The following is a 10,725-nucleotide window of genomic DNA, read 5'->3' on the forward strand; positions in this document are numbered from 1 at the left end:
CGCAGATCTCGTTAAACCGTTCAATCGACAGTACGGTTGGCACGCTTTTGCCGTTCCGGCACGGATTCGACAACTGAGGGCGACCCCACAGCGGACTAGACCCTGTTATTACTCACGAGTAACATCACTGACGAGGTAGCCGCGGCCAACGCTCAACCTGCCAACTTAGGTAAACCTTGGCAGCGCTGAGCAGGGTCGAACCTTTACGGTTACCAGGAATATAGATTGACGGGTGAGCGGCGGTCCGTGCGCTCGGCACGTCTCGGTACGACCTGGAAAGAAAGGCCGGTACTTCCAGTGACAACGACTACCGTTGCGATCGGAACCATCGCCGCGCTGATCAGCCTCGTGTGTTGGGCTCTCTTCTTGCGCGGCGTGTTCACGATGGTGCGATCGATCGCGCAAGGACAGAAGGTGGAATCCCAGCGATTCGCCTACCCGCTGAAGCGCTTCGGCACGATGATGAAGGAATTCGTCGCGCACACGCGCATGAACAAGTTCCGCACCGTCGGCTGGGCACACTGGCTGGTCATGTTCGGCTTCCTACTGGGCGCGATCTTCTGGTTCGAGGCCTACGGTCAGATCTTCGACCCGGCCTTCCACTGGCCGATCATCGGCAGCTGGAACATCTACATCTTCGCCGACGAGATTCTCGGCCTCGGCACCGTCATCGGCATCTCGGTGCTGATCATCCTGCGCCAGCTGAACCACCCGCGTCTGCCGCAGCGTTTGTCGCGCTTCTCGGGATCACGCTTCGGCGCCGCGTACTTCGTCGAGCTCGTGGTCCTCATCGAGGGTCTCGGCATGATCTTCGTGAAGACCTTCAAGATCTCGTCGGGCCTCGAGGATCCGCCTATCTGGACCTCGTTCTTCACCCACTACTTCGCCCAGCTCTTCGAGGGCTCGTCGGTCTACTGGGTCACCGCAGCGGCCGTCGTCAAGCTGATGAGCGGCATGATCTGGCTCGCCGTGGTCGGTCTGAACATCGACTGGGGTGTGGCATGGCACCGCTTCGCCGCATTCCCCAACATCTTCTTCAAGCGTGAGACCGACGGTGGCGTGGCCCTCGGCGCAGCCAAGATGATGGTCAGCAACGGCAAGGTCCTCGACATGGAGACCGCCGACCCCGACGTCGACGCCTTCGGCGCAGGCAAGATCGAGGACTTCAGCTGGAAGGGCTGGCTCGACTTCACCACCTGCACCGAGTGCGGTCGTTGCCAGAGTCAGTGCCCCGCGTGGAACACCGGCAAGCCGCTGTCGCCGAAGCTGATGATGATGTCGCTGCGCGACCACGGCCAGGCCAAGGCGCCGTACCTGTTCGCGGGCGGCAAGAAGGACATGGGCGGCGACGAGGTCGGCATCATCGACAAGGACGGCAACGTCGACGAAGCACGTCTGGCCAAGGTCCCCGAGGCCGCGCGCCTGGAGGCCGAGCGCAAGCTGGTCGGCGAGTCGGAAGGCACCACCGGTGCCGTCATCGACGCCGAGGCACTCTGGAGCTGCACCACCTGTGGTGCCTGCGTGGAGCAGTGCCCGGTGGACATCGAGCACGTCGACCACTTCATCGACATGCGTCGCTACCAGGTCCTGATCGAGTCGGACTTCCCGTCCGAGCTGGCGGGCATGTTCAAGAATCTCGAGAACAAGGGCAACCCGTGGGGCCAGAACGCCTCGCAGCGCACCGCCTGGATCGACGAGATGGACATCAACATCCCGGTCTACGGCCAGGACGTCGATTCGTTCGAGGGCTACGAGTACCTCTTCTGGGTCGGCTGCGCCGGCGCCTACGAGGACCGCGCCAAGAAGACCACGAAGGCCGTCGCCGAGCTTCTCGACATCGCCGCCGTGGACTTCATGGTCCTGGGCCAGGGCGAGACCTGCACCGGCGACTCCGCTCGTCGTGCGGGCAACGAGTTCCTGTTCCAGATGCTCGCGCAGCAGAACATCGAGACCTTCAACGAGGTCTTCGCGACTGCTCCCGAGCAGCGCAAGAAGATCGTCGTCACCTGCGCCCACTGCTTCAACGCCATCGGCAATGAGTACTCGCAGGTGGGTGGCGAGTTCGAGGTGGTCCACCACACGCAGCTGCTGAACCGCCTGGTTCGCGAGAAGCGCCTGGTGCCCGTCGCCGCCCCGGCAGGCGAGCAGGTCACCTACCACGATCCGTGCTACCTGGGTCGCCACAACAAGGTCTACGACGCCCCGCGCGAGCTGGTCGAGTCGTCGGGCTCCACGCTCACCGAGATGCCTCGCCACGGCGAGCGCTCGATGTGCTGTGGCGCAGGCGGTGCCCGCATGTGGATGGAAGAGCAGATCGGCAAGCGCATCAACGTCGACCGCGTCGACGAGGCGCTGGACACGCTGAACTCGCGTCCGGCCAACGCCGACGGCAGCAAGGCCGTCCGCAAGATCGCCACGGGCTGCCCGTTCTGCCGCGTGATGCTCACCGACGGTGTGACCGCGCAGACCGCACAGACCGAGGACGAAGGCCAGATCGAGGTCGTCGACGTCGCCCAGCTGATCCTGGAGGGCGTGAACCGCGGCCGCCAGCAGGTGGAGCGCGGCGGCAAGTTCCTGGGCCCGATCCAGTCGGAGCTCGCTCCGGCACCGGAGCCCGAGCCCGTGAAGGTCGCTGCAGCGGCTCCGGCCGCTGCTGCTCCCGCGGCTGCGGCAGCAGCCAAGCCGGCTGTCGGACTGGCGCCCAAGGGCGGCGGTCTCAAGAAGCCGGGCGGCCTGAAGAAGCCCGGCGGCGCACCCAAGCCCGGCGGCGCTGCCCCGGCAGCCGCGGCACCTGCTGCCGAAGCTCCCGCCACCGAGGCCGCACCGGTCAAGGGTCTCGCCATGGGCGGCGGCCTGAAGAAGCCGGGTGGACTCAAGAAGCCCGGCGGCGCACCCAAGCCCGGCGGCGCTGCTCCGGCAGCGGCGGCACCTGCTGCTGAAGCCCCTGCGGCTGCGGCTCCCGCAACCGAGGCGACGGCCACCGAGGCGGCGGCAACCGAGGCGACTGCGGGCAAGGCCAAGGGATTCGGCATGGCCGGCGGCCTCAAGAAGCCCGGCGCCAAGAAGCCGGGCGCACCGAAGCCCGCTGCGGCAGCAGCCCCGGCAGCACCGGCTGCCGAGGCACCGGTCGCTGAGGCACCGGCTGAGGCTCCCGCTGCAGAGGCGACCACGGCGGCCGCTGCGGTCACCGAGGGAACCGCGGGCAAGGCCAAGGGATTCGGCATGGCAGGCGGCCTCAAGAAGCCCGGCGCCAAGAAGCCGGGCGCACCGAAGCCCGCTGCGGCAGCAGCCCCGGCAGCTCCGGCTGCCGAGGCACCGGCGGCAGAATCGGCTCCGGCTGAGGCTCCCGCAACAGAGGCCCCCGCAGCCGAAGCCCCCGCCGAGACCGCTGCTCCGACAGCAGGTTCCGCGGATGGTCGAACGATCGCCGAGACGGGCGAGTCCAAGGCCAAGGGCTTCGGCCTCGCTGCGGGCAAGAAGCGCCCCGGCAAGAAGTAGCCCGCTAGATCGAACGAACTTCGGCGACTTTCCGGTTCTCCAGAACCGGAAAGTCGCCGAAGTTCTTTTCTATCGGCGCTCGTACCCGACCACCAGGGGCGCATGGTCCGACAACCGCTGGTCGGGGGACGGCTCCTTGTCGACCTCCACCCAGCGCGCTCGCGCGGCGAGTCCGGGTGTGGCGAGTTGGTGGTCGATCCGCCAGCCGACGTCCTTGGTGAACGACTCCCCCGCCCAACTCCACCAGGTCAGCGGGCCGGGACGATCACCGTGCAGCTTCCGGACCACATCCACCAGCCGGCGCGGCGACAGCAACTCGCCGAACCACTCGCGCTCTTCGGGGAGGAAGCCCTCCATCTTGCGGGCGGGCCGCCAGTTGGTGACGTCGTGCTCCACGTGCGCGACGTTGAGGTCGCCGAGCAGGAGGAACTCACGACCGGCACGCTTGGCCGACAGCCGGTTCCGGTCGAGTTCACGCGCAAAACCCGCCAGGAAGCGCATCTTCCGCGCGTACTTGGCACCGCCGTCCGGCTTCTCCCGGATGTTGCCGGGCTTCTGCAGTTCCGCGGGCAACCCGCCCTTCGGCAGGTACAGGCAGCCGATTGTGACGGGTTCGTCAGCCAGGTCCACTTCGATGTATCGGCCATGCGAGGCATAGTGGGCCAGTCCACGAGCCTTGGGCGGGTGCGTCACCCAGGTGCGCACAGCCGCCGGAGGCACCCGCGTCAGCAGGGCGACGCCGTTGCGCCCGGGAATCGACCCGGCATCGAACGATGCCGTGTAACCAGGGAACTCTCCGACCAGCTCAGCCGGGCACCGAAGCTCTTGCAGACCCACGACATCCGCCGACCGCGCCCGCAGCCAGTCGTCGAAACCGCGCCGACGAGCGGCCCGGATTCCGTTGACGTTGAACGAGACCACTGTCATCTCTGCACTTCCCACGACCACCACAATGCCCGAGGGCTACGCCGGGTCGACCGCCCCATCGGGCCGGGGATTCAATTTGATTGCGTCGGGCTGACAGAATGTACCCATGAGTCGCCCTCGTGTTTCGCACCCCATCGCCAACCTGCGCCCGCTGGAGCAGTCCGAGAAGTTGCAGAACGTCTGCTACGAGATCCGTGGCCCGGTGCACGAGCATGCCGCGCGCTTGGAGTCCGAAGGCCACCGGATCATGAAGCTGAACATCGGCAACCCGGCCCTGTTCGGCTTCGAGGCGCCCGACGTGATCATGCGCGACATGATTCACGCGCTGCCCTTCTCGCAGGGCTACTCGGAGTCGGCAGGCGTGCTCTCGGCCCGCCGCGCCGTGGTGACCCGCTACGAGACCATCGACTTCCCCTACTTCGACGTCGACGACGTCCTCCTGGGCAACGGAGTCTCCGAGCTCATCACCATGACGATGCAGGCGCTGCTCAACAACGGCGACGAGGTGCTGATCCCGGCCCCCGACTACCCGCTGTGGACCGCGATGACCGCACTGTCCGGCGGCACCGCCGTGCACTACAAGTGCGACGAGGACAACGGCTGGAACCCCAGCGTCGAGGACATCGAGTCCAAGATCACCGACCGCACCAAGGCGATCGTGGTGATCAACCCGAACAACCCGACCGGTGCCGTGTACTCGCGCGAGATCCTGGAGAAGCTGGTCGACGTCGCGCGTCGCCATTCGCTGCTGATTCTTGCCGACGAGATCTACGACAAGATCCTCTACGACGACGCCGAGCACATCAGCATCGCGTCGCTGGCCCCCGACCTGCTGGTCTTGACGTTCAACGGCCTGTCGAAGGCTTACCGCGTCTGCGGCTACCGCTCCGGCTGGGTGGTCCGCACCGGTCCGAAGGATCATGCCAAGGGATTCATCGAGGGCATGTCGATCCTCGCGTCCACCCGACTGTGCGCCAATGTGCCGGCGCAGCACGCGATCCAGGTGGCACTCGGCGGATACCAGAGCATCGACGCGCTGACCGCCCCCGGCGGGCGGCTGTACGAACAGCGCAACGTCACCTGGGACAAGCTCAACCAGATCCCCGGCGTCTCGTGCGTCAAGCCGATGGGCGCGCTGTACGCGTTCCCGCGCCTGGACCCCGAGGTCTACGACATCCACGACGACGAGCAGTTGGTCCAAGACCTGCTGCTGCAGGAGAAGATCCTGGTGGTCCAGGGATCGGGCTTCAACCTGCCCGACAACAACCACTTCCGCATCGTCACTCTGCCGTGGGCGCAGGACCTCTCCGAGGCCATCGAGCGCATGGGCAACTTCCTGTCGAGCTACCGGCAGTAGGGAGCCCGAGCCCCTCACCTGCACTGATCCGTCTCCCGCCCCCTTCAGAATCGGCGCTAACAACTGCTAGCAGTTAGTTGTTACGAGTGGTAACGTCTACTCAACCGCACTGAAATGGGAGACGGATCATGGCCGATTGGCACCGCTTCAATGTCACGGGCGACGGCGTGGAACTCGCCGCGTTCTCGTACGGCACCCCGGGTGAGACGACGCCCGACAAGCCGGTAGTCCTGCTGGTTCACGGCTGGCCCGACAGCCATCACCTCTGGGATCACGTCGCGCCGCAGCTGGCCGAGCACTACCGCGTCTACGCCTACGACACCCGCGGGTTCGGCGAGAGCGACCGTCCGGAGAAGGTCTCGGCCTACCGCCTCGACACCCTCGCGTCCGACATGTTCGCCGTCTGCAAGGCAGTGAACCCGACCGGCAAGACGCACATCGTGGCGCACGACTGGGGCTCGGTACAGGCGTGGGAGACGGTCACCACGCCCGACGCCGACGACGCGATCGCGTCGTTCACCTCGGTCTCCGGCCCCAACCTCGACTTCCTCGGCGAGTGGGCCCACGGCAAGATCGCCAACCCCACCCCGCGCAATATCGCGCAGGCGCTGTCGCAGGTCGCGTCGTCGGCCTACACCGCCTTCTTCCAGGTGCCGGTGGCATCGGACCTCTTCTTCCGCGCCGTCGGCTCCGACAAGGTGTGGACCGAGTTCCTGCATCTCATCGAGGGCACCCCGCGCGAGAACGCGACGTTCGGCCCCACGCTGCGCGAGGACATGATCAACGGCCTCAAGCTCTACCGCGCCAACATCCGCGGCAAGCTCGCGGCGCCGAACCCGCGTCCGACGCGTGTGCCGGTCCTCGAGGTGGTCAACGACAACGACATCGCGCTGCGTCCGGCCATCTACCAGCGGACCCACGACCACGCCGAGAACCTGTGGCGCAAGCGCACCACCACCGGGCACTGGTTGCCGTACACCAACCCGAACTATCTGGCCGCGACCGCCAAGGAGTTCATCGACGCCATCGAGAACGGCTCGTCGAGCGCCCCCAACACCATCGACCGCGCGCACGTGACCGGCCCCGCGGGCGAGCTGATCGGCAAGCTCGCCGTCGTGACCGGAGCGGGCAGCGGCATCGGCCGCGAGACCGCGTACGCGCTCGCCGACCTGGGCGCCGAGGTGGTCCTGGCCGACATCGACCTCGACGCCGCCAAGGAGACCGCCACCGAGTGCAAGGGCAAGGGCGTGCTCGCCACCGCCTACAAGCTCGACGTCTCCAACACCAAGGCGTTCACCACGTTCGCCGCGAAGGTCCGCAAGACGCACGGCGTGCCCGACATCGTCGTCAACAACGCGGGCATCGCCCTCGCCGGCTCGGCGCTCGCGGCGTCCGACGCGCAGGTCGATCGACTGTTCGACATCAACCTCCGCGGCGTCATCAGCGGCAGTCGTGCGTTCGGCAGCCAGATGGTCGAGCGCGGCGCGGGCGGACACATCGTCAACCTCGCGTCGGCCGCGGCCTTCACCCCGTCGCGCGACCTCGGCCTGTACGCGGCCAGCAAGGCCGGCGTCCTGATGTTCTCGGAGTCGCTGCGCGCCGAACTGGCCGAGCACAAGATCGGCGTCACCGCGATCTGCCCGGGCATCGTGCACACCAACATCACGTCGAACACCGAGTTCGCCGGCGCCGCCGATCAGGACGCCACCCGCGAGAAGGTCGACGGCTTCTACAAGAAGCGCAACTTCACGCCCGACCGCGTGGCCGCCGACATCGTCGCCGCCATCCGGAAGAACAAGGCCGTCGTGCCGGTGACGCCGGAGGCCGAGTTCGGCTACCGCGTCTACCGCTTCTTCCCGTGGGCCTCGCGCATCGGCGCACGCCAGAAGCTTGCCAACTGACTTACATCGCGCGGACACTGACGAGTACCGGAGGACAATGATGACTACTCAAGCAACTCGCTCGACCGTCGAGACCGATCCCGGCAAGGTGGAGCTGCACGCCCGCAACGTCGTCTTCGACGTCTCGAAGACCCCGCTGCACTGGATCCCCGACCACCCGATGTCGTCGAACATGATCACGGTGCTGAATCTGCTGCTGCCCGAGGGCGAGCGCTGGTTCGTGGAGACCTTCAACGAGGCGCTGCCACTGATCAAGGATGAGGCGCTCGCCGCCGACATGCGCGGTTTCGTCGGCCAGGAGGCGATGCACGCCGAGGTGCACGACCGCGCCGTCGAGAGCTGGCTGCGCGGCCACGGGGTGGACCCCACCGGCTACCTGAAGCAGATGGAGTGGATCTTCCTCAACGTCCTGGGCCCGCGCGACGGCAGCCCGGAGCAGAAGCAGAAGCACCTGGTGGAGCGGCTGTGGCTGATCGCCGCCATCGAGCACTACACCGCGCTCCTCGGCGATTTCGCGCTCAACTGCTCGTGGGAGGAGCGCGGCGCGGACATGAACATGGCCGACATGTTCATCTGGCACGGCGCCGAAGAGGTGGAGCACCGCTCGGTGGCGCACGACGCCGCCGCGTACTTCGCCGACAGCCCGCTGCGTCGCGCCCGCGCGATGAGCCTGGCGTTCCCGTTCCTGGTGTGGCTGATGGCCCGCGGTTTCCGCTTCATCAACAGCCAGGACCCGTCGGTCGCCGACAAGAGCGTGCTCGAGAAGACCTCGCTGTACGTCAAGAGCTACTTCCGCGATTCGCGCGCGGGCGTGTTCCCGAAGCTGTCGCACCTGGCGCTGGCGACCGTCACCTACTTCAAGCCGTCGTTCGTCCCCGCCGACATCGGCGACACCGCGCAGGCCGTGGCCTTCCTCGCGGCGTCGCCGGGAGCACGACGAGCGGCATGACGATCATGAGCGAATCCTCCCGCCACGCGATGCGGGCGAGCGAGCCGCCTCACCTGTACGGCCGGTTTCGGCGCGACCCGCTGATGCGGTTCCTGACGGGTGTCGGCAAGGTGTGGTTCCCGCTGTGGAATCCGGTCTCGCCGCTGTACGACCGCGCGGCCGACGACGGCGTCCTCACCCTCGACATCGTCGACCGCGAGGTGGTGGCGGTCGACGAGAACGTGATCGCGCTGACCTTCGCCGCCCCCGACCACGCGATCCTGCCCGAGTGGCGCCCCGGGGCCCACCTGGATCTGCTGCTGCCGTCCGGCCGCATGCGGGAGTACTCGCTGTGCGGCGATCCCGGCGATCGTCGCACCTACCGGATCGCCGTCCGTCGCATTCCCGAGGGCGGTGGCGGTTCCATCGAGGTGCACGAGCGTCTGCGCGTCGGCGACTCCATCCAGATCAAGGGCCCGCGCAATGCGTTCCCTCTGGTCCTTCCGGGATTCGGTTCGCCGTCGCAGCGTCTGCGGTTCGTGGCCGCGGGCATCGGCATCACGCCGATCCTGCCGATGCTGGCGATGGCCGACCGGTACGGCCTCGACTGGTCGATGGTGTACTCCGGCCGCAGCGCCGACTCCATCCCGTTCATCGACGAGCTCGCCAAGTACGGCGACAAGGTCACCGTCCGAACCGACGACGTCGACGGTCTGCCCACGATGGCGGACCTCGTCGGCCCGGTCCCCGACACCGACGCCGAACTGGCCGTGTACTGCTGTGGCCCGGTGCCGATGCTAGAGAACCTGCGCGTGCACCTGGCCGAGCGCGCCGACATCGAGCTGCACTTCGAGCGCTTCTCGCCGCCGCCGATCCTCGACGGCACCGAATTCACCGTCACCGTCGGCTCCACCGGGCACGACGAGACGGTGGCCGCCGACGAATCGGTGCTCACCGCGCTGCGCCGGGTGAACCCCGCGGTCCCCTACTCCTGCCAGCAGGGCTTCTGCGGCACGTGCCGGATGAAGACGACGGCGGGCGAGGTGGATCACCGCGACTCGATCCTCACCCGCGCCGAGCGCGACGAGGGCTGGTTCCTCCCGTGCGTCTCGCGCTGCGATTCGGAGTCACTGACCGTCGACATGTGAGCACTCCCCGCCGGGACGGTTTCGGATTTGGGACAATGCACCCCATGACCGAGTACCGAATCGACGATCTGGCGCGCGCCGCGGGAACCACCACCCGAAACGTGCGCGGCTACCAGGACCGGGGGCTGATCCCCCCGCCGGTGCGGCGCGGCCGGATCGCGATCTACGGCGACGAGCACCTCACCAAGCTGCGCGTGATCAACGATCTGTTGGCGCGAGGCTTCACGATGACCCACATCGGCGACTTCTTCAAACGCGTGCAGACCGGCGGCGACATCGCCGAGTCCCTGGGCCTGCGCGAAGTGGTGTCGGCGCCGTGGTCGCAGACCGCGACCGCCACCGTCTCCGCCGACGAGCTCTACGAACGACTCAACACCAGCGACCCCAAGCTGCTCGACGAGCTCCGCGGCTTCGGCCTCATCGAGCCGGTCGGCACCGACGTCCCGCCCGCGCAGTACGAGATCAAGGACGTCGAGACCATCGAGGCCTATCAGCGTCTGCTGAAGATCGGCGTCCCGCTGCCCTACCTGCTGGGGATGCAGGCGCAGCTCGACGAAGACATGAGTCTTGCTGCCACCACGCTGGTGACCGCTGGTCGTCGTGCCATCACCGAGGGCCGCTTCGACGGCTGGATCCCTGAGGAGGGCGCGGAGTCGGACTGGGCGTCGAAGTTCCTCGCCGAACTCCGCAGTACCGGTCGGGTGGCCGCGCACAACACGCTGTACCGTGCCCTCGACCGCGAATTGGCGCGGCAGCTGGACGACTACCTGTCGATCGCGCGCAGCCGTCGGGAGAGTCGCGGGGCGGAGTAGCGACCATCTACCCGCGTGGCAGCTATCCCACGACGATCGGCGGCAGGCCCGGGATCGGATTCGGGATGGTGCGACGGTTGGGGCGGGTCGGCTCCGGCGGTTTGGGACCGGGGCGCGCCTCCGACTGACGCGGCGTCTCGGTCTCCGACGGCGG

At 67.3% G+C, this 10,725-nt stretch carries 7 protein-coding genes; 6 read left to right on the plus strand and 1 reads right to left on the minus strand.

Going from position 1 to position 10,725, the window contains the following annotated elements:
• Positions 1 to 297: 297 nt before the first annotated feature.
• Positions 298 to 3,498, plus strand: a complete 3,201-nt coding sequence (locus tag GX543_RS06340; RefSeq protein ID WP_290850645.1) for a (Fe-S)-binding protein — start codon at positions 298 to 300, stop codon at positions 3,496 to 3,498.
• A gap of 69 nt (positions 3,499 to 3,567) precedes the next feature.
• Here GX543_RS06340 and GX543_RS06345 read toward each other — a convergent pair whose 3' ends face one another.
• A complete protein-coding gene (locus GX543_RS06345; protein WP_290850646.1) occupies positions 3,568 to 4,440 on the minus strand; it encodes an exodeoxyribonuclease III in 873 nt (290 codons plus the stop codon).
• Positions 4,441 to 4,531: 91 nt separating this feature from the next.
• Here GX543_RS06345 and GX543_RS06350 point away from each other — a divergent pair, with 91 nt between their 5' ends.
• From GX543_RS06350 to GX543_RS06370, 5 genes are all read left to right on the plus strand, one after another.
• Positions 4,532 to 5,782, plus strand: coding sequence for a pyridoxal phosphate-dependent aminotransferase (locus tag GX543_RS06350; protein ID WP_290850647.1), 1,251 nt, complete (start codon positions 4,532 to 4,534; stop codon positions 5,780 to 5,782).
• Between the two features lie 128 nt (positions 5,783 to 5,910).
• On the plus strand, positions 5,911 to 7,683 hold the full coding sequence (locus tag GX543_RS06355) for an SDR family oxidoreductase (protein WP_290850648.1): 1,773 nt from the start codon (positions 5,911 to 5,913) through the stop codon (positions 7,681 to 7,683).
• Between the two features lie 37 nt (positions 7,684 to 7,720).
• A complete protein-coding gene (locus tag GX543_RS06360) occupies positions 7,721 to 8,632 on the plus strand; it encodes a metal-dependent hydrolase (RefSeq protein WP_290850649.1) in 912 nt (303 codons plus the stop codon).
• Positions 8,629 to 9,759 (plus strand): PDR/VanB family oxidoreductase, encoded by a 1,131-nt coding sequence (locus GX543_RS06365; RefSeq protein ID WP_290850651.1) that lies wholly within the window; start codon positions 8,629 to 8,631, stop codon positions 9,757 to 9,759. The genes GX543_RS06360 and GX543_RS06365 overlap by 4 nt, the downstream gene beginning before the upstream one ends.
• 44 nt (positions 9,760 to 9,803) lie before the next feature.
• On the plus strand, positions 9,804 to 10,571 hold the full coding sequence (locus GX543_RS06370) for a MerR family transcriptional regulator (protein WP_290850652.1): 768 nt from the start codon (positions 9,804 to 9,806) through the stop codon (positions 10,569 to 10,571).
• Positions 10,572 to 10,725: the final 154 nt, after the last annotated feature.

It is taken from the genome of Gordonia sp. (in: high G+C Gram-positive bacteria) (assembly GCF_012515855.1).
In the GTDB taxonomy this organism is placed as follows: domain Bacteria; phylum Actinomycetota; class Actinomycetes; order Mycobacteriales; family Mycobacteriaceae; genus Gordonia.